Source organism: Saccharomonospora glauca K62 (genome assembly GCF_000243395.2).
GTDB lineage: Bacteria > Actinomycetota > Actinomycetes > Mycobacteriales > Pseudonocardiaceae > Saccharomonospora > Saccharomonospora glauca.
The window spans coordinates 4,036,303-4,061,285 of sequence record NZ_CM001484.1 but is presented as its reverse complement, the minus strand read 5'-3'; the positions used below and the strand labels follow the sequence as shown (position 1 = coordinate 4,061,285).

The following is a 24,983-nucleotide window of genomic DNA, read 5'->3' as shown; positions in this document are numbered from 1 at the left end:
GGCACCGTGTGGTGTCCGGGGCCGCTTGCTGTGCTGTCAGGCTGTCTTCAACAAGCCCATGCGGGATGCCAAGCCCCGAGCCTCACGTGCGACGGCCTGCCGCCGTGCCCGTTCCACCATCGTGGACACGATCTCTCGAACGAAGGCGTTGCTCCTGGTCCTCACCGGGCCGATCTTCTCGGCCTGGGCCAGCAGCGCAATGACCTCTTCGTCGGGTCGCCGCAGCCCCCATAGTGCGCGGGCGTAATCGATGAAGTACGTGGTGCGGCGCGAGTTGATTTCGAGGTCGGTCGGGTGGACCGACTTCGCGAGCGTGGCAGCCGCCGCGTAGTCGCCCTGCTCAAGCGCCGACGCCATGCGCCACAGAACGACGTTGGCCGGGGTGAAAAGCAGGTGATGGCGGTTGCCGTCCTGGACATGGCGGGCGAGCCCCTCGGCCTCGTCGAGAGCGGCGGACGGGTCGTCACCCACCACGGAGTCGATGAAACCGGTGGTCAAGGTGAGTGCGCCACGGACGTCGATCGCGTCGCCGGGCACGATCTCCAGCGCGTCACGGGCGAGGGTGCCCGCTCGGCGGTGCGCGCCGAGGCCGGAATGAGCCTGGGTGCGCGCGAACGCCGCGAGTGCGATCCAGTGCGGGTCACCGAGCCGCTCGGCGGCCTCGTGTCCGCGGTCGGCCGCGATCCACGCCAGATCAGGCGCTCCGAGCCCCTTCAGCAGCAGTGAGGTGGTGTGGGCCACGCTGACGAGCGCGCGGAGCCCCTCGGGTTGCCGGGCATGCGTGTGCAGAGCGGTGATCAGTGGTGGGAGGCGGCGGCCCACCTCGGCCATCTGGTTGGCCTGGCGCATCGCGGCGACCAACTGTGTCTCAGCGAGCAGTGCCGACAGCTCACCCTGCGGCGGGCTGTCGTCGAGGTCGCTGTCGAGCAGGGCGGTACGGATCGCGGGCACCGTACTGTCGGCGTCCGGGTCGCGAATCTCCAGTCCGTCGCCGGTGATGTCGGCCAGGCTGACCCGCAACGCGTCCGCGATCGCGACGAGTGTGCTGCGCCGGTCGACGGCCACCCGGCTGTTCTCGATCTTCGACAGGTAGCCCTTGCTGATCCCGGCGAGCCCGGCCGCCTGTTCCAGTGTCAGGCCGCGCCAACGTCGCAGGCGGCGGATCGTTGCCCCGATCGTGTCCATGTCGACGACGGTACCTGCTGGGTTTCCTGTTTGGAAACCTCTGCTGTGATGAAGTGAATACGGTCCGCACATGAGCTGGAACAGCGGATCGTGCCGTGGCGGGGGCCGTGCGATGTGGACGGGGCAGGAACCGGCCAAGACCACGGCTGAGGACGATCAGGAAAGCACGGCCGCGAAGCCGCCGAGCGCCGGGGGTGGTGAACGGTGATCGCCCGTGACCGGGAACTGCTGGTGCGGCTCGGGCAGGTGAACGCGCGTCTTGGTGAGGTCGTGCTCGCGCTCATGGCCGCGCAGGACGGTGGTGAACTCCCGGCCGACGGGTTGCGTGAGGTCGGGGCGGCGTTGCGCGTGCTCGCCGACGACATGCTCGCCCGCGCCGCCGAGCTGGGCGGCCACATCCTCGTCACTCCGGCGGCGCAGGAAACCGTGTTGTGCGCCCTGTGCGCGAATGAGCCGGTCGCGCGACCCGACCAGCCGCACACCAGCGTCGACGGACGCTTCTGCGGCGGCTGCATCGCCCGGTGCCTCGACGACACCGACCACCGGCACTGGTGCGCGGTCGACACCGTCGGCAACGCCGAGCAATCCACCTCGCTCGTCACGGAGGTGTCGCGTGCATGACCTCGCCACGCCCGTGTTCGACTCCGTGGTGGATGACCGCCCGACCATGCGGCTCTGGCGCCTCGACCCCCTCCCACCGGCCTGGCGACCGCCGACGACCTCCGTGCCGCCGAGGCACGCGCCGCGCTGCGCGAGACGACCCCGCCGGCGCTGAGCGTGCTCCACGCCGTACTCGACGGGCTCCGACGTCTGCTGTAGACCTCCGGTCGGCGCCGATCGAGCACCCCGAGGCCCCTGCTCCCCGCGCCGACCGCGGTAACTCAGAACTGGTAGTACAGGAACGGGCTGAACGTGCCCGTGGCGACGAGGACCGCGGCGTAGAACACGCCCACCGTCATCACCGCCACCCGGAGTGCCGCGGCGGGCTTGGTGCGCGCCGACTCCAGAAGTGGGCCCGTCACCGGGTAGGCGGGCAGGAAGAACACCGCCAGCGCCGCGAGCAGCAACACGAGCCGCTGGTTGGTGAGTGCGCCTTCCACCACGTCGTTCAGACCCGTGAAGTCGGGGATCAGCATGTCGCCGAGCATCGTGAAGGCGTAGCCGAGGTCGGGCGCGCGGAAGAACACCCAACCGAAGATCACCAGGAAGAGCGTGAGCACGCGCCGACCCACCCGGCCGGCGGTGGTGCGTGGCGAGGCGTCCCGGCCCGTGGCGCGTTCCACCACCAGCAGGACACCGTGATAGACGCCCCACACCACGTACGTCCACGCCGCGCCGTGCCAGAAACCCGTCAGCAGGAAGACGATCCACAGGTTGCGGTACGTCTTCGCCGCGCCGTCCCGGTTGCCGCCGAGGGGGATGTAGACGTAGTCACGGAACCAGCGGGACAGTGACATGTGCCAGCGCCGCCAGAACTCCGTCACGGTCACCGACGAGTACGGCCGAGCGAAGTTCTCCGGCAGCCGGAAGCCCAGCATCCGGCCGAGCCCGATGGCCATGTCCGAGTAGCCCGAGAAGTCGAAGTAGAGCTGCAACGTGTAGCCGATCGCGCCGAGCCACGCGATCGCGAATGTCATGTCCTCCGCGGGCGTGGAGAAGCACGCGTCGACCATCGGCGCGAGCGAGTCGGCGATCACGGCCTTCTTGCACAGGCCGAGCGCGAAGCGGGGGAAACCCGCCGCGATGTCGTCCAGCCGGTGTGAGCGGTGTTGCGGGAGCTGGTCGGCGATCTCGTGGTATCGCACGATGGGGCCCGCCGCGAGCTGCGGGAACATCGAGATGTAGGTGCCGAACGACACCGGGTTGCGCAGCGCCGGGCGTTCACCCCGGTAGATGTCCACCACGTAGGAGATGTGGTGGAAGGTGAAGAACGAGATGCCGATGGGCAGGGCGAGTTCGGCGATGGGGAAGTCGCCGCCGAAGAGCCGCGCGAACCAGGCGATCTGCTCGGTGGCGAAGCCCGCGTACTTCCAGATGAGCAGGATCGACAGGTCGAACGTGACGACGGCGATGAGTAGCCAGCGTCGTCGCCTCTGCAGGTGTGGGTGCCACGGGTCCGGTTCCAGCGCGGGGCCCGCGGCGTAGTTGACCACCATGCAGGTCAGCAGCAGGAGCGTGAAGGCGCCCGCTCCCGTGGCGTAGAAGACGAGGCTGCCGACGGCGACGATGCCGTTGCGCCAGCTTCTGGGCAGCACGAGCACCGCGATGAGGATCGCGGGCATGAAGTACCACAGAAACAGTGGCGAGACGAACGACATCAATCCCCCCGGTCACGAGTGCGCATCGTGACCTTAACGGAGGCCATCCCCCGATGGAGCGACATGGCAAGTAAGCACTCAGGGGGCCGGGCACGCCAACTGCGAACACGCGTACGACAGATGCGAACACGCGTACGACAGATGCGAACACGCGTACGAGAACTGCGGACACGCCGGTGGTTGGGCACCACGTCGGCGTGTCCGCAGGTTAGGCACGCGTGTCCGCAGATTGTGCACGCGTGTTTGCACTTGGTGTACGGTGGCGGGCGCTCGCACCGGCGGTTCCGGGGCGTACTGGATGTGCTCCCGCACCTCGCGCGCCCGCTCCGGGCTTACCAGCCGCGCGAGCAGGTGCAGCGCCATGTCGATGCCCGCCGAGACACCCGCCGACGTGACGATGTCGCCGTCGTCGACGAACCTCTCGTCCCGCCGCACGTCGATAGTGGGATCGAGTTCGGCGAGCAGGTCCGGGGAGAGCCAGTGGGTCGTCGCGGGCCGGCCACGCAGCAGCCCCGCCGCGGCGTAGACCAAGGACCCCGTGCACACGCTCGTCAGTAGCGGCACGGTCTCGCGCTGCTTGCGCACCCGGGCCAGCTGGTCCGCGTCGTGCAACTGCGGCCTGGTGCCCGCCCTCCCGGATACAGCAGCACGTCGAGCGGGGGAACGTCGTCGTACGAATGGTCGGCCACGACACGCAGGCCCTTCGCGCAGCGCACCACACCACCGTCTCGGGAGAGCGTCACGACCCGGTAGCCGTCGTCCGGTAGGTCTTCGCCCAGTGCGACAGCACCTCCCACGGACCCACCGCGTCGAGTTCCTCGACGTCGTGGAACAGCAGGACCCCGATCGTCCGCATCACACGCGGCCCGCTGCTCGGCGACGGCGGGCGACCTCCGCCAGAAGCACCGCTCCGGCGACGGAGGCGTTGAGCGACTCGACCCCGGCGGCCATGGGGATGGACACGGTGTAGTCGCACGTCTCCTTCACGAGCCGTGACAGGCCGCGGCCCTCCGAGCCGATCACGATGACCAGCGGGTCGACGTCGATGTTCATCGAGTCGATGTCCACCGAGCCGTCCGCGTCCAGGCCCACGATCATCAGCCCCTCGGACGCCCACTCGCGGAGCTGCCGCGTCAGGTTCGTGGCCATGCCCACCGGCAGTCGGGCGGCCGCGCCCGCGCTCGTCCGCCAGGCCACGGCGGTCATCCCGGCACTGCGCCTGCTCGGCAGCAACACACCGTGCGCGCCGAACGCGGCGGCCGAGCGGACGATGGCCCCGAGGTTGCGCGGGTCGGTGACGCCGTCGAGCGCCACGAGCAGCGGCGGCTCACCGGATTCGCGCGCCGCCTTCAGCAGCTCGTCGGGGGTCGCGTAGGAGAACGGCGGCACCTGGAGCCCGAGCCCCTGGTGCACGGCGTTGTTGGTCTTGCGGTCGAGCTCGTCGCGGGGCACTTCGAGGATCGAGATGCCCTTGTCGGCGGCCACGCGTACGGCCTCGGTGACGCGGTCGTCGGCGTCGATGTTCAACGCCACGTACAACGCCGTCGCGGGAACGCCGGCCCGCAGCGCCTCCACCACCGGATTGCGGCCCGCGATGATCTCCGGAGCCTCCGCCGCCTTCTTGGCCGCGTTGCGCTTCTGCTCCGCGCGGGCGGCGGCGGCCGCGGCCCGGCGCTGGGCCGGGTGTCCCGGACGCAGCTCCGCCTTCGGAGTCGGGCCCTTGCCCTTGAGGCTCCTACGACGGACTCCACCGGAGCCGACGACGGCGCCCTTCTTCGTGCCTTGCTTGCGCACCGCTCCGCGGCGACGCGAATTGCCAGCCATACGTCAGTCTCTCACTGTCCACTGGGGACCATTGGGGGTATCTTCCACCGCGATGCCGGCGTTTGCGAGCTGGTCGCGGATGGCGTCGGCCGTGGCGAAGTCGCGTTCGGCTCGGGCCTGCTGTCGCTGGGCGAGCATGGCCTCGACCAATTTCGCAAGTGCCTCGGCCTCGGTTCCGGTGTGCTCGGCCCACTGCTCGGAGAGCGGGTCGATGCCGAGGACAGCCACCATCGCGCGCACGGACTCGGCCACTTCCAGCGCCTTGGTGCTGTCGGAGGAGTCGAGCGCGGCGTTGCCGTCGCGCACCGTGTTGTGCAGTACGGCGAACGCCTGCGGGGTGCCGAGGTCGTCGTCGAGGGCGGCGGCGAACTCGGCGGGCACCTGGCCCACCCGGATCTCGCCGGCCGTCGTCCGCACCCGCCGGAGGAACTGCTCGATACGCCGGTAACCCTGCGCCGACTCCTTCAGCGCCGCGTCGGAGTACTCGATGGTGGAGCGATAGTGCGGCTGGATCAAGTACGCCCGCAGCTCCACGGCCCGGTAGCGGCGCAGCATCTCCGGGATCGCCACCACGTTGCCGAGCGACTTCGACATCTTCTCGCCCGACATGGTCACCCAGGCGTTGTGCAGCCAGTACCGCGCGAAGCCATCGCCCGCCGCACGCGACTGCGCACGCTCGTTCTCGTGGTGAGGGAAGACCAGATCCACACCACCGCCGTGGATGTCGAACTCCGAGCCGAGATAGGTCGTGGCCATGGCCGAGCACTCCAGGTGCCAGCCGGGCCTGCCGGGGCCCCAGGGGGTCGGCCAGGACGGCTCACCGGGCTTGCTGCCCTTCCACAAGGTGAAGTCGCGGTGGTCGCGTTTGCCCGCACCCTGGGTCTCGCCCTGCTGCACGTCCTCCGGTCGCTGCCCGGACAGGGCCCCGTAGTCGTCGAACGACGCCACGGAGAAGTACACGTCGCCGGCCGCGGCGTAGGCGTGCCCGGCGTCGATGAGCCGCTGGATCAGCTCGATCATCTGCGTGACGTGTCCGGTGGCGCGGGGCGTCGCCGACGGCGGGAGGCAGCCGAGCGCGGCGTAGGCTTCCTCGAACGCGCGTTCGTGCGTCGCCGCCCACTCCCACCAGGGACGACCGGCTTCAGCCGCCTTGGCGAGGATCTTGTCGTCGATGTCGGTGACGTTGCGCACCATGAGCACGTCGAGTCCGGAGTGGACGAGCCACCGCCGCAACACGTCGTAGTTCAACGCGCCCCGCACGTGTCCGATGTGCGGCACGCCCTGCACGGTGGCCCCACAGACGTACATGGACGCCGTTCCTTCACGCGCGGGTCGGAACTCGCGCACCTGTCTGGTCGCGGTGTCGAACAGTCGAAGGGCCACGTCGCAAATGGTACTTCTCAGAGCACCGAATGCTCGCGCAGGGCGGTGAGCAACCCGTCCGTGCGCGTCGCCGTCGGTAACGGGTCCACCAGCGCGAACGCGCAGCCGAGTTGGGTGGCGCCGCCGTCGGCCTCCGCGCTGTCGCCGACCATGAGGGTGCGCTCGGGAGCCACGCCGAGTCGGTCGAGCGCGGTACGGAACGCCTCGGGCCGGGGTTTGATGGCCCCGATCTCGTAGGAGAGCACGAACTCGTCGACGTAGGTGTCGAGGCCGCGGGCGGAGAACGCGGGTCGGATGTCGAAGGCGATGTTGCTGAGCACACCCACCCGGATGCCAGAAGCGGACAGCTTGCGCAGGACCTCACCCGTGTCCGGGTACGGCGTCCACTCCGCCGGGTCGACGAGCTTGTCGTAGAGCGCCTTGGCCTGTTCGACGCGGGAGATGCCGGACTGCCGCAGTACCTCCAGGTACACCTTGCGATGCAGGTCGGGATCGAGGTCCCGGTGATGCCAGGCGTGCAGGTGTTCGTCGTCGAGGTCGACCGTCAACGTCACGGGAGCGGTCATGCGTCGCATCAGCTCGGCTTGCGCCTCGATGTCCAGCGGGTCGCCACGATGGTCCGTGATGCCCGCCAACCAGCTCGGATCGTGCTCCAACCGAAACAGGGTGCCCGAGAAGTCGAACAGCACGGCTTCGATCGTCATGCCCCGTTCCCTCCCGTCGCCGGCAGCAGCAGCGCCGTGGCGATGGCCGCGATGCCTTCACCGCGTCCGGTGAGGCCGAGTCCGTCGGAGGTGGTGGCGGAGACGGAGACGGGGCCGCCGATCGCGTCCCCGAGCACCCGCTGGGCCTCCTCCCGGCGGCTTCCGATCCGGGGTTTGTTGCCGATGATCTGGACGACCGCGTTGCCGACTCGGTATCCGGCCTCGGTGATCCTGGCTCGAACCTCGGTGAGTAGTTCGACCCCGTGTGCTCCGGCCCATCGGGCGTCGCCGGTGCCGAAGACCGCCCCGAGGTCGCCGAGCCCGGCGGCGGAGAGCAGCGCGTCACACAACGCGTGCGAGCCCACGTCGCCGTCCGAATGCCCCGAACATCCGTCGGCGTCCGGCCAGCGCAGACCGACGAGCCAACATTCCCGACCGGCTTCGATGGGATGCACGTCGACGCCTTGGCCGACTCTCATTGCCGTTCCTCCAGCAGAGCTTCCGCGACGGCGCGCTCGAACGGGGTGTCCACTCGGGCCCCGCTCGGGTGTCCCGGTACGGCACGCACGGAGACTCCGACGAACTCCAACGCCTCGGCCAGGTCGACGCTCCGCAGGAACTCGGCCGTGAACCCTCGCGGCGACTGCGCGCGGCGCAACGTCTCACGGTCGGTGGTACGGCGAACGTCGCCGTAGGAGTCCACGACCTTCACGGTGTCGGTCACCGGCTCCACGGGCACGGCGGCGGGCGCTCCGGAGCGGAGAGCCGCCACGACGGCGCGAATGCTTTCCGCGGGCGTGAAGGGCCGGGTCGGTTCGTGCACGAGCACGATGTCCCGCGCTCGTGGCTCAACGGCCCGAAGAGCTCGTCGGGCCGACTCGGTACGGCCGGCACCGCCGGGAACGAAGACCACGCGGGAATCGCCGACCTCCGCGATCACTTTCGCACATTCGGTGTGGACCGACTGTGGACCGGTGATGACGACACGGTCGACACAACCCGAGTCGACGAGGCCGTGCACAGCGTGTGCCAGCAGCGAAGCGCCGCGTATTCGCGCGAGTGCACCCGATTCCCGGCTGTCCTCGGTTCCCAGGGGAACCAGCGCGATGACTTTGGGCAGCGACTAGACCACCGCGGTTTCCAGCACCTCGTCGAGCAGGACCTCGGCCTTGCTCTCGTCGGTGCCCTCGGCGAGCGCGAGCTCGCTGACCAGAATTTGCCGCGCCTTGGCCAGCATCCGCTTCTCGCCAGCGGAAAGGCCACGGTCCTTTTCGCGTCGCCACAGGTCGCGCACCACTTCGGCCACCTTGTTGACGTCGCCGGAGGCGAGCTTCTCAAGGTTGGCCTTGTACCGGCGAGACCAGTTGGTCGGCTCGTCGGTGTGCGGCGCCCGCAGCACGTCGAAGACTCGGTTCAGGCCGTCCTGGCCGACGACGTCACGCACACCGACGATCTCGGCGTTGTCGGCGGGAACGCGAACCGTGAGATCACCCTGCGCGACCTTGAGGACGAGGTACTGCTTCTCCTCGCCCTTGATCACGCGAGTTTCGATCGCTTCGATGAGTGCGGCACCGTGGTGCGGGTAGACGACGGTCTCTCCGACCTTAAAAACCATGTGTCCTCTGCCCCTTTCGCTGTGTTCATCTTAGCACGCGGTTTCGACCGCTAACCAGACACCCGAACTCGTTGTCGCAGGTCAGTGGCCTGATTTCGGGTGGCGAGGGGGTTGACAAATGCGTAATTCGCATACTCATGCAGGTGACGGCGGGGGCATTCGTGCGCATTCCGGTAATCCATTGTGGACCGCTTTAGCGCAGTTGATCTAGCCGCGTGGGTGAAGCCGGGGTGAAGTCTGCGCCACACCCGTGGGGCACCGGGTGACGTGCTCGACGCCCGGCCGGGATAGTCTCACCGGCAGGTAGCCCTGAGTAGGAGGGACTCCAAGAGTGAAACGTCGCACGGTGGGTTCGAGGATCCGCTCTCTCGGTCCGGTCGTGGCCGCTGTCGGTGCCGCACTGCTCGTCACGGGCTGCGGGGCCGGTCAGATCACTCAGACGGACACCCAGGTGGCGGCGATCAACGGCACCTCGGCGGGGGTCGGCACGATCGCGATCCGCAATGCCGAGGTCTCCTATCCCGAGACCGACGGGGACGGTCCCGCCGTGTACCCGCCGAACAGCGACGCGCAGACCACGATGTGGCTCGTGAACCAGGGCTACGAGGCCGACGAGCTGGTGTCGGCCCGCACCGACGCCGCGTCCCAGGTCGTCATCGAGGGTTCCAGGGTCGTGCCCGCGCAGCGCACCCTCGTGATCGGCACCGACGCGCCCGCCACGAGCGAGCCCGCCGGTGACCCCACCAGGGGGACGCTCACCCTCCAGGGGCTGACCAGGGAGCTGCGTCCCGGCCAGATGGTCGAGATCACCCTCACCTTCCGCGACGCCGGGCCGGTGACCTTCGAGATGCCCGTCACGGTCCCCGACGAGCCGCGGACCAACCCGGCGGAGCCGGGGGAGCCCCACGGCAGCGGCGGTCACTGATTCTTCGGCCCCGCCTCGAACGCCCGCTTCGCCGACTGTCGGGGGTGCGAGTTAGCGTCTCCGCGTGGTGAGGAAGGGTTCGAGCTTTCGCTGCGCCGAGTGCGGCTTCGAGGTCGCGAAGTGGGTCGGACGCTGCCCGGAGTGCCGGGCGTGGGGCACCATCGAGGAGCGAGCCGAGTCGCGGTCCCCGATCGCCAAGGTCGCGGCGGGCGCGCCCAGTTCACCCGCCAGGCCCATCGCCGAGGTCGACGTCGAGACGTCCCGCGCCAGACCCACGGGGGTCTCCGAGCTCGACCGGGTTCTCGGGGGCGGGCTGGTGCCGGGCGTGGTGGTCCTGCTCGCCGGTGAGCCCGGAGTCGGCAAGTCCACGTTGTTGCTGGAGGTCGCCCACCAGTGGGCGACACACAGTGGTTCCGCCGCGCTGTACGTGACGGGGGAGGAGTCGGCGGGACAGGTGCGGCTTCGCGCCGAGCGCACCGGGAACGTGCACGATCGCATGTTCCTCGCCGCGGAGAGCGACCTGGCCGCCGTGCTGGGGCACGTCGACGACGTCAAACCCGGTCTGTTGATCGTGGACTCGGTCCAGACCATGTCGTCCCCCCAGGCCGACGGAGCGCCGGGCGGCGTGACCCAGGTCCGCGCCGTGACGGCCGCTCTCGTGGCGCTGGCGAAGGAACGCGGGCTTCCGGTGGTGCTCGTCGGCCACGTCACCAAGGAGGGCTCCGTCGCGGGCCCTCGGGTACTGGAGCACCTCGTCGACGTCGTCCTGCACTTCGAGGGCGACAAGCACTCCACGCTGCGGATGGTCCGTGGGGTGAAGAACCGGTTCGGCGCCGCCGACGAGATCGGTTGCTTCGAACTTCACGACGACGGCATCGAGGGTGTGCCCGATCCGTCGGGCCTGTTCCTCAACCGACACGCCGAGGCCGTGCCCGGAACCGCCGTGGCGGTGACGGTGGAGGGCAAACGACCTCTGCTGTGCGAGGTGCAGGCCCTGGTCGCGGAGTCGGCGTTGCCGCAGCCACGCCGCGCGGTGAGCGGCCTGGACTCCGCGCGAGTCAGCATGGTGCTGGCGGTGTTGGAGAAACGCTCCGGCAACCCGATCGGCGGGAAGGACGTCTACACGGCCACCGTGGGCGGCATGAAGGTCACCGAACCCGCCGTGGACCTCGCCGTGGCGCTCGCCGTGTGGTCGGGGATGCGCGATCTGGCGTTGTCCCCGCGACTCGTCGCCATCGGCGAGGTGGGGCTGGCCGGTGAGGTCCGTCGGGTCACCGGGGTGGGCAGGCGGCTGGCGGAAGCGGCGCGACTCGGTTTCACGCACGCGTTGGTGCCACCCGATCCGGGGCCGCTGCCGGAGGGCATCAGGACGTTGGAGGTCGGTGACCTCGCCAGCGCGCTGCACGCCGTGGAGTACGTCCCCGGAACGAGATCGGTGGGCTGACCTCTCTCGCTCCGGGGAGGACTCCGTCGTGGTTCGGCCTCAGCTCTCCGACAGCAGACGAGCGCAGCGGATCAGGCCGAGGTGGGAGTACGCCTGCGGGTGGTTGCCGAGCGAGCGCTCGGCGATGGGGTCGTACTGCTCGGGAAGCAGGCCTGTCGGACCCGCGGCGTCGACGAGCTGCTCGAACAGCTCCTCCGCCTCGGTGCGCCGACCCGTGAGCAGGTACGCCTCGATCATCCACGCCGCGCACAGGTGGAAGCCGCCCTCACTGCCCGGCAGCCCGTCGTCCCGTCGGTACCGGTAGACGGTGGAGCCGCTGCGCAGTTCGGACTCGATGGCCGTGACCGTCGACTGGAACCGCTCGTCCTGTGGGTCGATCAGGCCGGAAAGTCCCACGAACAGCGACGCGGCGTCGAGGTCGGTGCCGTCGTAGGCGGTGGTGAACGCCTGCACCTCCGGGTTCCAGCCGTTCTCCAGGACGTCCGCGCTGATCCGGTCGCGCAGTTCGGGCCACTCCTCGGGCACGGGGCGGCCGTAGATCTCCGCGAGCTTGATGGCCCGGTCGATGGTCACCCAGCACATGACGCGCGAGTACACGCGGTGCCGGGGGACGTGTCGTTCCTCCCAGATGCCGTGGTCGGGCTCCGACCAGCGGCGGGTGACGGCCTCGGCCATGGCCTGCACCATCTGCCAGTCCTCGTCGCGCAGTTCGCCTCGCGCCTCGGCGAGCGCCATGACGAGCTCGACGACGGGACCGAACACGTCGAGCTGCACCTGGTGGTTGGCGAGGTTGCCCACGCGCACCGGCCGCGAGCCCTTGTAGCCGGGCAGCGAGTCGATGACGGCCTCCGCGCCGATTTGCGTACCCGCGAGCGTGTACAGCGGGTGCAGGCGCTCGGGACCCGCGAGCGTGGACAGCACGCCGTGCAGCCAGCGCAGGAAACCCTCGGCCTCCTCCAGCGAGCCGAGACTCACCAACTCGCGCACCGTCATGGCGCCGTCGCGGATCCAGCAGTAGCGGTAGTCCCAGTTGCGGACCCCGCCGATCTCCTCGGGAAGCGACGTGGTGGCGGCGGCCAGCACCCCGCCGGTGTCGGCGTCGGTGAGGCCCCGCAGGGTCAGGGCCGACCTCGCCACGAGTTCCGGCTCCACCTGGGGCAGCTTGAGGGCGGTGGCCCAGTCGCTCCAGTACCGGCCGGCCCGCTCCCTGCGCTCGCTCTCGGGCAGCTCGTGCGGGCTGAGGTCGGTGGTGCCGCAGCGCAGCTCCAACACCACGGGCTTGCCGCGTTCGAGTGACACGAGGGCGCTGGCCGTGTCGTGCAGGCCGTCGCTGGTGATCTCCCACTGCACTCCGGGCGACCGCAGCACGAACGGCTCCGACGTGCCGATCACCCGCAGGCCGTCCTCCTCGGGCAGGAGCCGCACCGGCACGCCACCGAACTCCGGTCGCGGGGCGAACACGATCGACGCCGTGGTCTCCCCGCTGATGACGCGGACGAGGTCGGTGCGGTGGGGCGCGCTCCCCGGCTCCAGGTAGTCGGTGACGAGCAGCCGCGACCAGCGCGTCTCCACCGTCATCGTGTTGGGCAGGTAGCGCTGGCCGAGCGGGAGGCCGTTGCGGTGCGGCTTGATGGAGAAGTGTCCCGCGCTCTCACCACCGAGCAGGTCGGCGAACACGGCGGGCGCGTCGGGGCCGGGGTGGCACAGCCACGTGAGTTTGGCGTCCGGGGTGAGCAGGGCCACCGATCGTTCGTTGGCGAGCATCGAGATGCGCTCGATGGGCGGAGCCTGCTCGCCGTACAGCCAGTTGCGGCGTTCCTCCAGCAGGAACGCGAGCACGGTGGCGACGTCCTCGGTGTCGTCGATCCGGTACTGGGCCAGCGTTTCTCCCTCGCCGACCTTCACGCCGAGGTCGGGGCCCTGCAGCCGGGCGAACGCCTTCTCGTCGGTCACGTCGTCGCCGATGAACACGGCGGCGGTCGCGCCCGCCTGGTGGCGCAGCGTGTCGAGCGCGCTGCCCTTGTCGGTCTTCACCACGGAGAGTTCGACGACCTCCTTGCCGTCCGTCGTGGTGACGCCCTCCCACGTGGAGGGACCCTCGTGGACCGCGGCCAGGACCCGCCGAGCGTCGTCGCGTTCGGCTCGCCGCACGTGCACGGCGACGCTGGCGGGCTTCACTTCCAGCGAGGCCCCCGCGACTCCGGCGATGAGGCGCGACAGCTCGGCCTCCAGCCTGCGATGGAGCTCTCGGGCCTCGGGTTCGAGGGCGTGCACGAACCCGATGTCGAACTCCGACCCGTGGCTGCCCACGAGATGGATCTCGCCGGGTAGCCGCGAGAGGATGGCGAGGTCGCGGAGAGCGCGGCCGGAGATCACCGCACAGGTGGTCTCGTGCAGCGAGGCGAGAGAACGCAGCGCCCCCACCGACTCGGGACGTGGTCGGGCCTCGTCCGGGTTGGTGGTGATGGGGGACAGGGTCCCGTCGTAGTCGCAGGCGACCAGCAGGCGCGGCGTCCTGGCGATCTGCACGATCGCACGCCGCAGCTCAGCAGGCAGGGCCTCGGCGGTCAACACTCCTCCTTGGGGAGTTGAGCAGCGGTCTGGAAGGAAGGTCAGGCGGCTGCTTCGGTCCCGAGGGCTTCAAGGAACGAGCGCGCCCACCTGTCGACGTCATGCGTCAGAACCTGACGACGCAAGGCGCGCATCCTACGCCGACCTTCCGCGGGGTCGAGCGTAATAGCCTGTTCGAGTGCGTTCTTCACCCCGTCCAGGTCATGGGGGTTGACCAGAAAAGCGCTGCTCAGCTCGGCCGCGGCGCCCGCGAATTCGGACAGCACGAGCGCTCCGCCGAGGTCGTGTCGGCAGGCGACGTATTCCTTGCACACCAGGTTCATGCCGTCGCGCAGCGGGGTCACCACCATGACGTCAGCGGCGGAGAAGAACGCGGCGAGTTCCGAGCGGTTCACCGACTGGTGCAGGTAGTGCACGGCCGGATGACCGACCCGGCCGAACTCGCCGTTGATGCGGCCCACGATCTGTTCGATCTCGGTGCGCATCTGCTGGTAGTGCTCGACGCGCTCCCGGCTGGGCGTGGCGAGCTGGACGAAGGCGACGTCCTCCGGCTTGACCCTGCCCTCCTGAAGCAGCTCGTGGAACGCCTGCAGGCGCAGGTCGATGCCTTTGGTGTAGTCGAGGCGGTCGACACCGAGCAGGACCGTCTTCGGGTCGCCGAGTTCGTGGCGGATCTGCGCGGCACGCTCCTGCACGGGCTTGCTGCGGGCGAGGGAGTCGAGGCCCGCTGCGTCGATCGAGATCGGGAACGCGCCCACGCGCACGGTTCGGTCGCCGACCTGCACCATGCCCGGCCTGGACCGCACGCCCACCGAGCCTCGGCTCGGTTCCAGGCCGATGAGTTGGCGAGCCAGCCACAGGAAGTTCTGCGCGCCGCCGGGGCGGTGGAAGCCCACCAGGTCGGCGCCGATGAGTCCCCGCACGATCTCCGCCCGCCACGGAAGCTGCATGAACAGCTCCACCGGGGGGAACGGGATGTGCAGGAAGAAGCCGATACGCAGGTCGGGGCGCAGTTCCCGCAACATGGTCGGCACCAGTTGAAGCTGGTAGTCCTGGACCCACACGGTGGCACCCTTGCCCGCGACGGCGGCGCTCGCCTCGGCGAACCGCCGGTTGACGCGCACGTAGCTCTCCCACCAGCCGCGGTCGAACACCGGCCTGGCCACCACGTCGTGGTACAGCGGCCACAGCGTGGCGTTCGAGAACCCCTCGTAGTAGTCACGCACCTCGTCCGAGGTCAGCGTCACCGGGTGCAGGACGAGTCCGTCGTCGCTGAACTCGTCGACCTCCACGTCGGGCACACCCGGCCAGCCCACCCACGCGCCCTTGCGGGAGCGCAGGAACGGCTCCAGCGCGGAGACGAGCCCACCGGGGCTCTGCGTCCAGCGCTGGGTGCCGTCCGCGGTGCGTTCGAGGTCGACCGGCAGACGATTGGCGACGACCACGAATTCAGCGCTTGCGTTGGAACGCGGGGACGATGTCGATTCCGAGGACTGCTCCGAGAATGGCACGGAAGGCATGCTCAAACAGTAACCCGCTGAACTTATTCGAGGGGGCGGCCAGCGTTCAGGGGGCCCGCCATACGGGGACCCGCGAGCTTGCGTTCCAACCTGCCGAGCCCCGTTCTCACCGGCTGGGCGAGGAATTCACCGAGCACCACACCGGCGGCCAGGGCCAGGCCGATCGCCGCCGCCGACATCAGGATCTTGATGTCGCCGTTGTTGACCAACTGTGACATACCTCGGTAGGTGGAGAATCCCGGAAGTAGGGGAGTGATTCCGGACACCGCGACCACGAGCGGGGTGACCTTCAACCTCCGGGCGAGCACGCCACCACCGAACCCGACCAGTGTCGCCGCGATCGAGGCCGCGAGGATCTGGTTGTACCCGGCGAGGCTCAATGCCCCGTAGGCGCCCGCGCCGACGGCGCCCGCGACGGCGGCCACGGCCATCGGGCGGATCTTCGAGTACGACGCCAACGCGAAGCAGGCCGCGGCTCCCGTGCCGGCGATCATCATCACGGGCAGCGTGAGTGGCGTGGCCGTGGGCGCCGCCGGGACGGGCGTCCGAGTGGCACCCAGTTCGGCGGCGATGCTGATCGCGGCACCGACTCCGGTGATGAGACCCGCACTCATGATCGCCACTTCGAGGGTTCGGCCCGCCGCCGTGACGTAGTAGCCGGTGATGGCGTCCTGCACGGCGGACACGGTGGAAAGTCCCGACAGCAACACCGTCAGGGCCGCGGCGACGACGAGTGTCGGTCTTTCGAGGTTGAAGACGTCGAGGTTGACGATGGCGATGGCCGACAGCGTTGCGATGAAGCCACCCACCACCTGTTGGAAGAAGAACGGCAGTGCGCCCTTGTTGAGCAACCGGCCCACGCGGTCGACCACGGCGCTGATCGCGAAGGAGATCACCGGCAGCCATCCGGTACCGCCGAGCAGCAGGGTGATGAAGCCGGCCATGCCGCCCCACGCGAGCGTCGAGACCCACCGCGGGTAGGGGTGGTCGGCGTTTGCGATTCGGGACAGCTCCGTGTAGGCGTCCTCGGCGCTGATCCGGCCCCGGACCAGTCGCTGCACGAGGCGTTCCGTCTCCGACAACCGGGTGTAGTCGAGGCTGCGCGACCGCACGACTCGCAGCGCGGTGACGGGCGGAAGGTCGCTGCCTCGCAGACAACTCACGGTGATGGACGTGAAGATGACGTCCACCTCGCAGTGCGGGAGACCGAGTGCGCGAGTCAGGGCGAGAATGGTCGCCGTGACGTCGGAGGCGCCCGCGCCGCTGGCCATCTGGATCTCACCGATGCGTGTGACGAGGTCCAGAACCAGGTGGACGGTCGACTCGTCCGGCAGTTCGGGGCCGATCGCCGAGTCCTGGAGCGGCTCCACGGCGGGCAGTTCGCCCGTCGGTGGCTCCAGGATGTGCCAGGCGCGTTGCCGGATCCGACGCCCCGGCTGGCGTCCCGCGCGTTTCTCGGATTGTTCGTCAGCTGGTGCTTCCAGGATCTGCCACGCGTGACGGCGCTTGGGTGCGGCCGCACGAGCGCGCGGCTTCAGTTTCATCTCCACCTCCTTGGAAATCCCAGCTACCCCCGGGAGAGCATCGGCGGCGCGGCCTCGGCCGTTGCACCTCGCGACCCGTGGCGTATACCACATTGTTGTGTGACTGTGACCTTGCTCCACGGTAGTCGCCGACAAGTCCGTAAGCAGCGACGGAAGAGGCGGATGGGCGCTCGCTGTGGCGCACATCGCGATCGATATAGTTGGGATGGAGCCGCGCACCCTCGGTGGCGGCTTCAGGCCGGCATAGCTCAGTTGGTAGAGCATCTGTCTTGTAAACAGAGGGTCGCAGGTTCGAGTCCTGTTGCCGGCTCCGTATCCGGCTTCTCGGCCTTCGTGTCGCGCGTGAGTTCTCGCGAAATCGGTGGCATTGCGCGATCGGTCCCTCACGCAGCGAGAATGTTGTGACTCGGTCGGTCCACAGTGGGGTCGAAGGCGGGTTTTGTCCCGTACAGTCGAATCCTGATGTCCTCTTTGTCGAGGGGGCCGCAGTGAACGCGGCTTTCGATCGACCATCACGCAAGGCCGAAAGTCTCACCGGAGCACCCCGTCCCGGTGACTGGGATCACGTACGTTTCCTGGAAGAGCTGTCCCGCCAGCTCGTGGGTTCGCTGAACGTCAGACGCACCGCTTTCCGCGCGTTGGACTTCGCCGTGCCGCACTTCGGTGACTGGGCCATGCTCGCGTTCTTCGACTCCGACAGCGTCTCCGTCTACTCCCACGGCCGTAGCGGCGGGGTGTCCGGTCCCGTGCTGCTCGGTCGCCTCGATCCGTTGCAGGGGCTGGGCCGGTTCCGGCGCCGGGGGGTCGCGGAGCGATACGCCGCGCCCGACGACGACATCGCCGCCGTGCTCGCCGAGCTGATCCCCTCCACGCCGTTGCGGGAGGAGGCCACCGCCCACGATCCCACGACGGTCCTCGCCGTCGCGCTGAACATCGGCGGTACCACCAACGGTGTCTTCGTCATGGTTCGCGGTGGGGGCAGCCCCTACACCGCCGACGACACCGGGAACGCCGAGGAGTTCGCCCGCCGGGTCGCCGCCATCGTGGCGTCGGCCAAGCTCTACGAGGAACGCGCCCAGATGGCGAACGCGCTGGAACGGGTGCTGCGCCCGCCGGAGCTGCCCGAGTATCCGGGCGTCTACATGGCGGCGCGGTACCGGCCGGGGGAGCAGCGACTGCGGATCGGCGGCGACTTCTACGACGTGCACGGCGACGCGGACGACTTCACGGTGGTCATCGGTGACGTCTGCGGGAAGGGCATCGACGCGGCCGTGTTCACCAGCCTCGCCCGGCAGACGATCAGGACGGCGGCGTTCTTCGATCGTTCTCCCGGCAGGGTGCTCGGGGCGTTGAACGAGGTGCTGCGCAGCCAGCTTTCGCAGCGGTTCGTGACGGCGGTGTGCGTGAGGTTCCGGCGACGTCCCGAGGAGGGGACGATGGTCGCCACCGTGGCCGTGGCGGGTCACCCCCCGCCGCTGGTGCTGCGGTCGGACGGCACCGTCGACGAGCCCACCGTCACCGGAACGGTGGCGGGCGTCATCTCCGGCCTGTCCTTCACCGAGGCCGAAGTGCGGCTCGGGACCAAGGACACCCTCCTGCTCTACACCGACGGGGTCGACGAGGCACGGGGCCGCGAGGGATTCTTCGGTCAGGAGCGACTGCGCGCCCTGCTCCCCGAGTACGCGGGAGCCACCCCCGCCACGCTCTGCGAAGCGGTGGAGCAGCGCGTCCTCGATCATCTCGACGGTGCGGCGCACGACGACATCGCGCTGATAGCAGTGCAGAACGGAGCGTAAGAATTCATGGCCGCCGCCTCCGCCTTCTACGGGACCGACTCGGTCGAGCTGTTCACCCGGTTCGAACACGCGCTCGCGAAGGGCGACGCCTCGACGGCCGTGGCGTTGGTGGACGACGCGCTCGACGCCCGCGCGGAACCCGTGTCGTTGCTGTGCGACGTGATCACGCCCGCCCAGTGTCGTATCGGTGAGCGATGGCAGAGCGGCGAGTGGTCGGTGGCGCAGGAGCACATCGCCACCGGTATCTCCCTGGCCGCCACCGAGGCCGTGGCCCGGCGAGTGCGGTCATGGCCCATCACGAAGGGCCGCATCATCGTCGGCTGCGCCGAACGCGAGTGGCACGCGCTCGCCGCGATGGTGGTGGCCACCAGCTTCCGGGCGCGGGGATGGGAAGTGACGTTCCTCGGAGCGGCGACCCCCGCCGAGCGCCTCTACTCGTATCTGCACCAGGTGGAGCCCGACGCGGTGGCGATCAGTTGTTCCGTGAGCGGAGGGCTTCCCAGCACCCGACGGAGCATCGAGTCGGTGACCACGGCCGGTGTTCCCGTGTTGGCGGGTGGGGCCGCGTTCGGGACGGACGACAGGCGGGCACGGGCGCTCGGCGCGACGGCGTGGGCGCCGACGCTGCTCGACGGGCTCGAACTCGTCGACGACCTTCCCACGACGGTCGAACCGGTGCCGGCACTGCCGCAGGACGCCGTCGCCGAACAACGCACCCTCGACGCCGAACACCATTCCTTCGTCCGCCGGATCGCCGAGCGGTGGGAACCCGCGGGCGTCGTCGACCGGGGTGATCTCGTGGCCGACAACGACCTCACGCTGGTGACCCGTGACTGTGTGGAGCAGCCCCTGCGCGCGCTCGAAGGCGCCCTTCTCACCGACGACGGTCGCCTCGTGCGCGAGACGGCCGACTGGGTGCGCGAAGTGCTGGGGGCCCGTTCCGTTCCGCTCTCCGTCGTGGAGGCGCTGCGTGCCGAGGTCTTCGACGTCGTGGCCGAGCTGCCTCTGGCTCGCTCGCTGATCGAGCACTACTGGCCACACTCGTGAGGAAATCGTCCGATTCCCGCCCCGTTCCCCCGACGGAGTGAAAAGATCACGCCGTCGGCAATGACTGCGAATGGAGGGAACCCGTGACAGCCGCCCCGCGGGATGTGGAGAAGTTCTACTCGACCGCCGAAGTTGTGGCGAAACTGCGTCGTCTGGCGGACGCGTTGGAAACCGACAAGCCGTTCCGCATCCAAATCGCCGGAGAACGCATCCGGGTGCCCGCTCGTGCCCGGTTCTCGATCGAACACGAGCGCGGTGACGGCGAGGAGGAGATCGAGTTCCAGCTCAAGTGGACGCTACCGGAGGTCGACGGCGCCGAAGGCGACGACGAGGACGACGACAAGCCCGTCGTCTGACGCGGTCGCCCCTCCGTTTTCACCCCCGGTGTGAGGACGGAGGCGGCACCGATCACGACCAGGCCGTACGGATCTCGGCGAGTGTCAGCTCCTCCGAGTCCTCGGCGCGACGGTGGATCGTCCACACCCGCTGGGTCTCGTCGGGAGCGCCGTACAGGTACCCGCCGTCGTCGCAGCCGTAGCTCAGCTCCAACCCCGCCCGCGTCTCGGGCACGTCGCGTGTCCTCAGGCACCGTGTGCCGTCGGCGAGTTCGAGACTCCAGTACGCCTCGCCCAGCACGGTGTCCCAGGGCGCCGGGCCGCTGTCCTGCAACACGTACACCTTGGTGACGTCGGACTGCTCGGGGCTGGACACGCACAGTGCCACGTTCTGCGCGCCGAGCTCCCGCGCCATCTCGTTGTCGGGGTCGCGTTCCACGACGGGACGCTCCGGGAGGAAGCACGGGTCCATCGCCACGGACGTCTCGTTGGTGAAGCAACGGCGGGCGCGGTCGTTGCCCGGAGTGAGGGCGGAGGGGATGCACCTCGCGGACACCGACTGGATCACCCGTAGGCCCGCCGCGGGCTCGCCGTCGTCGGTGAAGGGCTGCAGGGTCGTCGTGTAGGTCTTCTCCACCGGGGCCGTCGCCGCGGGCTCGGAGCCGCCGCATCCGGCCGTCAGCGGCGAGGCCGCGAGGAGTCCCGTCGCGAGAGCTATCAGGTGCCTGGCTCTGTTTCGGCGCAAAGCGTGCTGCCCCTTCCTGCCGAGCCCGAGTACCGTCAAGCGTGTTCCGAGCGTAATCGGCCGACCTCGTACCCCGATCCTAGGGAGGAACCGCGGTGCTCGACCTGCTGTTGCGTGACGTGCGTGTGCTGACCATGTGCGACGAGCGCCCCAGAGCTCACAGCGTGGGAGTGCTGGGCGGTCGGATCGTCGGGGTGGACGACGAGGTGGACGCAGCGGCGGCGCGCACCGTCGTCGACGGCGGGGGAGCCGTGCTCACACCGGGGTTCGCCGACGCGCACAACCACATGGTCTGGTACGGGTTGTCGCTCGCCGAGATCGACCTCTCGGCGTGCCGGTCGCTCGACGAGCTGTACGACACGGTGGCGGCGCGGGCGGCGCAACTGCCGTCGGACGCCTGGGTGATCGGGTCGCAGTACGACGACTTCGTGCTCGGCGGTCACCCCGACCGCGCGGCGCTGGACCGAGCGGGTGGCGGCCGCCCCGTCTGGTTGAAGCACCGCTCGGCCCACATGTGTTCGGTCAGCAGCGCCGTCCTCGACAAGGCGGGCATCCTCGACGGTACGGCCACCGTGCCCGAGGGGGGCGTGGTGGAGCGTGACGCCTCGGGCGAGCCGACGGGCCTGCTCGCCGAGCAGGCGCAGCAGCTCGTGGACGCGCTGGTGAAGCCGTACCCCGTCGAGGAGCTGGTCCGGGCCGTCGCGCGGGCGTCGAAGGTGTACGCCGCCGAGGGGCTCACCCACGTGACGGAGGCGGGCGTCGCGGGCGGTTGGATCGGGCACAGCCCCGCCGAGGCGGCGGCCTACCAGCTCGCGCGGCAGCGCGGCGAGCTGACCGTGCGGGTGGAACTCATGCCCGCCGCCGAGACCCTGCACCCGCTCGTCGACGACCTCGTGGGGCTCGATCTCGGCGTGCGTACGGGGTTCGGGGACGACTTCCTGCGCATCGGACCGATGAAGATCTTCACCGACGGCGCGTTGAGCAGCCGGACCGCCGCCGTGACGGAGCCGTTCGAGGGTGACGGCGGGCTCGGGGTGCTGGGCGACGACCCGGAGGTGCTGCGCAAGCGCATCATCGACGCTCACCGAAGCGGCTGGCGGGTCGCGGCGCACGCGATCGGCGATCGCGCCATCGACCTGACCCTGGAGGCGTTCGAGCAGGCTCAGCGGGAGTTCCCCCGGCCGGGAGTACGGCACCGTATCGAGCACGCGGCGATGGTGCGGCCCGACCAGCTTCCGCGGCTGGTGGCACTCGACGTCGTTCCCGTGCCGCAGGCGCGGTTCCTGTACGAGATCGGCGACACCATGCGCAAGTCGTTGGGGGAGGCGCGGGTGCCGTGGCTGTACCGGCACCGCTCGTTCCTCGACGCGGGGCTGCGGGTGCCCGGCAGCTCCGACCGGCCGTGCGTGGGTACGGGGGCTCCGCTGGCCGGGATGCGCAACATGGTCGAGCGCACCACGAGCGCCGGCGTGGTCCTCGCCGAGGACGAGCGGGTGGACGCCCTGGAAGCACTGCGTGCCTACACCACGCACGCGGCCTACGCGTCGTGTCAGGAGGACCGGCGGGGGCGCATCGAGGCCGGGATGGATGCCGACCTGGTGCTCCTCGACGACGACCCCACCGCCGTGCCGACGTCGGCCATCGACGGCATCGGAGTGGTGGCGACGTTCGTGGCGGGCGAGGTCGTGCACGGCGAGGAGTCGCTGTCCTACGCCGTCCGGGCCGATTGAGAGCCCGCGCCGACGTACGGGAGAACCGCGGACATGCGTTCGTAAGCTGCGGACACGTGTGCACAGACTGCGGACACGTGTGCACAGACTGCGGACACGCCGTCAGGGGAGGGGTAGGCGCTTGAACGTGATCGTCTCGTACGGGCGGTCGGCGCCCGTCTCGTACAGCAGGCCGATTGTGTGTCGGTCGAGCTGTACGAGGTCCGAGTAGGCCGCCGGGTCGTCCGACACCGAGTACGCCACCCGCCAGGTCCGGCCCCCGTCCCGGCTCACCCGCACGGCCATCGCACGCCGTTCGGTGGGATGTGACGGTGCCGAGAACAACAGCACTTCTCGTTTCGTCGTCTGGAGCACGCTGCCCTGCACTTGAGGGTCTACAATGGACTTCTGAACGGTGTACGGCGCGACGAGCGACTCGCCGCCGTCGGCGCTGTAGGCGTCGACCCGGTTGCCTTCGGCGGTGCCGTGGTCCCTGCTGCTGAAGTACAGCGTGCCGTCGGGCAACTCCGCCACCGTGGTCTCGTTGGCGGCGACGACCCCGTCGGTGCGGTCGTCGGTGAACCCGATCCGCCAGGTTCGCCCGCCGTCGTCGCTGATCAGGCTGTGCCCGCCGTAGTACTTGTCTTCGGTCCCGGTGTCCCGCGACCCCTCGGGCGGCGCGCTGGAGTGATTCGCGGGAACGACGATCCGGCCCGCGTGCCGGGAGTGGTGCAGCACGATGGCGTGTCCGGGGCCGGTGGCGTACCACCGCCAGTCGGGTGCCTTGGCGACATCGGTGATCTCCGCAGCGGGGGAGAACGTCTCACCGCCGTCCGTGCTGCGTTGCACCCACACCCGGCGAGTGTCTTCTTCGGACACTTCTCCTGCCATGATCTCGTGTTCGGTGACGCGACCGTTGCGAGTGGTCAGCAGCACGATGTCGCCGTTCTCCAGGACCACGGGGCTGGGATTGCCCGCCGTGGCGTCGCCGTTGCTCGACACGACGGACAGCGGCCCCCACGTGCAGCCGCCGTCGGTGGAGCGACGCACGACAACCTCGATCGCGCCGGTGTCGCTGCCCGACTCGACGCGTCCTTCGGCGAAGGCGAGCAGGTCACCGGAATTGGTTCGGACCAAGGCGGGAATGCGGAAGGTGTGATAACCCTCCGTTCCCGACGTGTACGGCACCGAGCCGGTGCAGGGCTGTGGCGGGGCGGCCGTCGCGGGGACGGGCGTGGCCGGGGAGAGTCCCGTCGCCACCACGGCGGCGAACGAGAGGACGACACGGCGGGGCAGGGTGGGCATCGTCGCCTCCTTGAGTCGAACATCCAGACATAGGACGTCCAATGTCGGAAAGTAGGTGGTTCGCCACCCCGTGGTCAAGACCACCGAGACCGAACGGAGCAGCGCAGAGGCGGACACGAGGGATTCACCCGTCTCGGCGTACGGGCGACCGGTTGCGCGAGACGGCCGACGGAGATGAGATGGCCGTGACTACCGAGGTGAAGGGGATCGTGTCGGATGCGTGAGCTGATGAGGAAGCTGCTCGATGCCATCGACTCCCAGCGTGAGGAGTTGACCCGAGCGGCCGAGTTGGTGCTCGACGTGATTGACGGGGACGGCATCGTCCACGTGGCGGGGGCGGGGCACTCGCTGGCGATGGTGTGCGAGACGTTCTATCGGGCCGGTGGGCTCGCGGCGGTCCGGCCGCTGTGGGACCCCGAGGTGATTCCGTTGTCGGGGGCGTTGCGCAGTTCCGCCGCGGAGCGGGTGCCCGGCCGAGGTCGGGCGCTCGTCGAGAAAGCGGACATCCGCGATGGTGACGTGGTGGTGGTGTTCTCCACCAGCGGGCGCAACCCGTACCCGGTGGAGATCGCCCAGGCGTCGTTGGAGAAGGGGGTCCCGGTGGTGGCGATCACCTCCACGACGGCGTCGGCAGGGGCCACCGACCGCAGCGGTACCCGCCTGGCCGACCACGCCACCGTCGTCCTCGACACGCATGTGCCACCCGGTGACGTGGTGTACCCGGCCGCTTCGCCGAGGACCTGCGCCTCCTCCACCGTCGCCGCCGCGTACACGTGGGCGTCGCTGCTCGCCGAACTCGACGACCTCGCCTCTCGGCGCGGAGTCGAGCTGCCGTTGTGGACCAGCGCCAACGTGCCGGGTGGGGACGAACGCAACGTCGAACTCGTGGCGCGTTACGCCGATCGCGTCCCGGAGCTGTCGGCCTGAGCTGCCGGAGTCGCACCCGGCGGGCCCGGTCCTTCCCGGCGATGGTTTGCACCGGGACGGCCGGGCCCGTGGCACGTGAAGCGGGG

The 24,983-nt window shown here is 69.5% G+C and carries 24 protein-coding genes and 1 tRNA gene; 10 read left to right on the top strand and 15 right to left on the bottom strand.

Going from position 1 to position 24,983, the window contains the following annotated elements; translation table 11 throughout:
- Positions 1-36: 36 nt before the first annotated feature.
- Positions 37-1,185, bottom strand: coding sequence for a helix-turn-helix domain-containing protein (locus tag SACGLDRAFT_RS18915; RefSeq protein WP_005459739.1), 1,149 nt, complete (start codon positions 1,183-1,185; stop codon positions 37-39).
- Between the two features lie 70 nt (positions 1,186-1,255).
- Here SACGLDRAFT_RS18915 and SACGLDRAFT_RS22395 point away from each other — a divergent pair, with 70 nt between their 5' ends.
- Positions 1,256-1,393, top strand: a complete 138-nt coding sequence (locus SACGLDRAFT_RS22395; protein WP_157608849.1) for a hypothetical protein — start codon at positions 1,256-1,258, stop codon at positions 1,391-1,393.
- Positions 1,390-1,806 carry an RING finger protein gene (locus SACGLDRAFT_RS18910; protein ID WP_005466573.1) on the top strand — a complete coding sequence of 139 codons (417 nt, stop codon included), beginning with the start codon at positions 1,390-1,392 and terminating at the stop codon, positions 1,804-1,806. Before SACGLDRAFT_RS22395 ends, SACGLDRAFT_RS18910 begins: the two co-directional genes overlap by 4 nt.
- Before the next feature lie 260 nt (positions 1,807-2,066).
- On the opposite strand, the gene SACGLDRAFT_RS18905 is transcribed toward SACGLDRAFT_RS18910, so the two are convergent.
- From SACGLDRAFT_RS18905 to SACGLDRAFT_RS18870, 9 genes are all read right to left on the bottom strand, one after another.
- Positions 2,067-3,503 (bottom strand): MBOAT family O-acyltransferase, encoded by a 1,437-nt coding sequence (locus SACGLDRAFT_RS18905; protein WP_005466572.1) that lies wholly within the window; start codon positions 3,501-3,503, stop codon positions 2,067-2,069.
- Between the two features lie 78 nt (positions 3,504-3,581).
- Positions 3,582-4,088: a DJ-1/PfpI family protein gene (locus SACGLDRAFT_RS18900; protein ID WP_269727866.1), complete on the bottom strand. Its 507-nt coding sequence runs from the start codon at positions 4,086-4,088 to the stop codon at positions 3,582-3,584.
- Positions 4,055-4,219 (bottom strand): hypothetical protein, encoded by a 165-nt coding sequence (locus SACGLDRAFT_RS22975; RefSeq protein WP_269729143.1) that lies wholly within the window; start codon positions 4,217-4,219, stop codon positions 4,055-4,057. Before SACGLDRAFT_RS22975 ends, SACGLDRAFT_RS18900 begins: the two co-directional genes overlap by 34 nt.
- A gap of 139 nt (positions 4,220-4,358) precedes the next feature.
- Complete coding sequence (gene rlmB, locus SACGLDRAFT_RS18895) at positions 4,359-5,327, bottom strand: 23S rRNA (guanosine(2251)-2'-O)-methyltransferase RlmB (RefSeq protein WP_005466571.1); 969 nt, start codon at positions 5,325-5,327, stop codon at positions 4,359-4,361.
- Positions 5,328-5,330: 3 nt separating this feature from the next.
- Positions 5,331-6,710 carry a cysteine--tRNA ligase gene (gene cysS, locus SACGLDRAFT_RS18890; protein ID WP_005466570.1) on the bottom strand — a complete coding sequence of 460 codons (1,380 nt, stop codon included), beginning with the start codon at positions 6,708-6,710 and terminating at the stop codon, positions 5,331-5,333.
- Between the two features lie 17 nt (positions 6,711-6,727).
- Positions 6,728-7,414: an HAD family hydrolase gene (locus SACGLDRAFT_RS18885; RefSeq protein ID WP_005466569.1), complete on the bottom strand. Its 687-nt coding sequence runs from the start codon at positions 7,412-7,414 to the stop codon at positions 6,728-6,730.
- Complete coding sequence (gene ispF / locus SACGLDRAFT_RS18880) at positions 7,411-7,893, bottom strand: 2-C-methyl-D-erythritol 2,4-cyclodiphosphate synthase (protein WP_005466568.1); 483 nt, start codon at positions 7,891-7,893, stop codon at positions 7,411-7,413. Before ispF ends, SACGLDRAFT_RS18885 begins: the two co-directional genes overlap by 4 nt.
- Positions 7,890-8,465: an IspD/TarI family cytidylyltransferase gene (locus SACGLDRAFT_RS18875; RefSeq protein ID WP_269729141.1), complete on the bottom strand. Its 576-nt coding sequence runs from the start codon at positions 8,463-8,465 to the stop codon at positions 7,890-7,892. Before SACGLDRAFT_RS18875 ends, ispF begins: the two co-directional genes overlap by 4 nt.
- Positions 8,466-8,537: 72 nt before the next feature.
- Complete coding sequence (locus tag SACGLDRAFT_RS18870) at positions 8,538-9,029, bottom strand: CarD family transcriptional regulator (protein ID WP_005459728.1); 492 nt, start codon at positions 9,027-9,029, stop codon at positions 8,538-8,540.
- 331 nt (positions 9,030-9,360) lie between these two features.
- Between SACGLDRAFT_RS18870 and SACGLDRAFT_RS18865 the strand changes: the two genes are divergently transcribed.
- The gene (locus SACGLDRAFT_RS18865) at positions 9,361-9,954 is read left to right on the top strand and encodes a copper chaperone PCu(A)C (RefSeq protein ID WP_005466566.1); all 594 of its coding nucleotides are present in this window, start codon (positions 9,361-9,363) and stop codon (positions 9,952-9,954) included.
- A gap of 64 nt (positions 9,955-10,018) precedes the next feature.
- Positions 10,019-11,398: a DNA repair protein RadA gene (gene radA / locus SACGLDRAFT_RS18860; RefSeq protein WP_005466565.1), complete on the top strand. Its 1,380-nt coding sequence runs from the start codon at positions 10,019-10,021 to the stop codon at positions 11,396-11,398.
- A 39-nt stretch (positions 11,399-11,437) separates the two neighbouring features.
- Here radA and otsB read toward each other — a convergent pair whose 3' ends face one another.
- Genes otsB through SACGLDRAFT_RS18845 form a run of 3 tightly spaced genes read right to left on the bottom strand, consistent with a single transcriptional unit; the run spans position 11,438 to position 17,033 of the window.
- Entirely contained in the window at positions 11,438-13,969 is a 2,532-nt protein-coding gene (otsB, locus tag SACGLDRAFT_RS18855) for a trehalose-phosphatase (protein ID WP_005466564.1), read from the bottom strand.
- 41 nt (positions 13,970-14,010) lie between these two features.
- A complete protein-coding gene (locus SACGLDRAFT_RS18850; RefSeq protein ID WP_005466563.1) occupies positions 14,011-15,489 on the bottom strand; it encodes an alpha,alpha-trehalose-phosphate synthase (UDP-forming) in 1,479 nt (492 codons plus the stop codon).
- Positions 15,490-15,512: 23 nt separating this feature from the next.
- Entirely contained in the window at positions 15,513-17,033 is a 1,521-nt protein-coding gene (locus SACGLDRAFT_RS18845; protein WP_005466562.1) for a threonine/serine exporter family protein, read from the bottom strand.
- Between the two features lie 237 nt (positions 17,034-17,270).
- Between SACGLDRAFT_RS18845 and SACGLDRAFT_RS18840 the strand changes: the two genes are divergently transcribed.
- The 4 genes from SACGLDRAFT_RS18840 (at position 17,271) to SACGLDRAFT_RS18825 (ending at position 20,232) form a co-directional block, all read left to right on the top strand.
- A tRNA-Thr gene (locus SACGLDRAFT_RS18840) sits at positions 17,271-17,343 on the top strand.
- Positions 17,344-17,521: 178 nt separating this feature from the next.
- Complete coding sequence (locus SACGLDRAFT_RS18835) at positions 17,522-18,829, top strand: PP2C family protein-serine/threonine phosphatase (RefSeq protein WP_005466561.1); 1,308 nt, start codon at positions 17,522-17,524, stop codon at positions 18,827-18,829.
- 6 nt (positions 18,830-18,835) lie between these two features.
- A complete protein-coding gene (locus SACGLDRAFT_RS18830; RefSeq protein ID WP_005466560.1) occupies positions 18,836-19,876 on the top strand; it encodes a cobalamin B12-binding domain-containing protein in 1,041 nt (346 codons plus the stop codon).
- Between the two features lie 83 nt (positions 19,877-19,959).
- Entirely contained in the window at positions 19,960-20,232 is a 273-nt protein-coding gene (locus SACGLDRAFT_RS18825) for an amphi-Trp domain-containing protein (protein ID WP_005466559.1), read from the top strand.
- 52 nt (positions 20,233-20,284) lie between these two features.
- Here SACGLDRAFT_RS18825 and SACGLDRAFT_RS18820 read toward each other — a convergent pair whose 3' ends face one another.
- Positions 20,285-20,995 (bottom strand): hypothetical protein, encoded by a 711-nt coding sequence (locus SACGLDRAFT_RS18820; RefSeq protein WP_005466558.1) that lies wholly within the window; start codon positions 20,993-20,995, stop codon positions 20,285-20,287.
- 56 nt (positions 20,996-21,051) lie between these two features.
- Here SACGLDRAFT_RS18820 and SACGLDRAFT_RS18815 point away from each other — a divergent pair, with 56 nt between their 5' ends.
- Positions 21,052-22,686, top strand: coding sequence for an amidohydrolase (locus tag SACGLDRAFT_RS18815; RefSeq protein ID WP_005466557.1), 1,635 nt, complete (start codon positions 21,052-21,054; stop codon positions 22,684-22,686).
- 102 nt (positions 22,687-22,788) lie between these two features.
- On the opposite strand, the gene SACGLDRAFT_RS18810 is transcribed toward SACGLDRAFT_RS18815, so the two are convergent.
- Positions 22,789-23,970: a sialidase family protein gene (locus SACGLDRAFT_RS18810; RefSeq protein WP_005466556.1), complete on the bottom strand. Its 1,182-nt coding sequence runs from the start codon at positions 23,968-23,970 to the stop codon at positions 22,789-22,791.
- Between the two features lie 216 nt (positions 23,971-24,186).
- On the opposite strand from SACGLDRAFT_RS18810, the gene SACGLDRAFT_RS18805 reads away from it, so the two are divergent.
- Positions 24,187-24,897, top strand: a complete 711-nt coding sequence (locus SACGLDRAFT_RS18805; protein ID WP_005466555.1) for an SIS domain-containing protein — start codon at positions 24,187-24,189, stop codon at positions 24,895-24,897.
- Positions 24,898-24,983 lie beyond the last annotated feature (86 nt).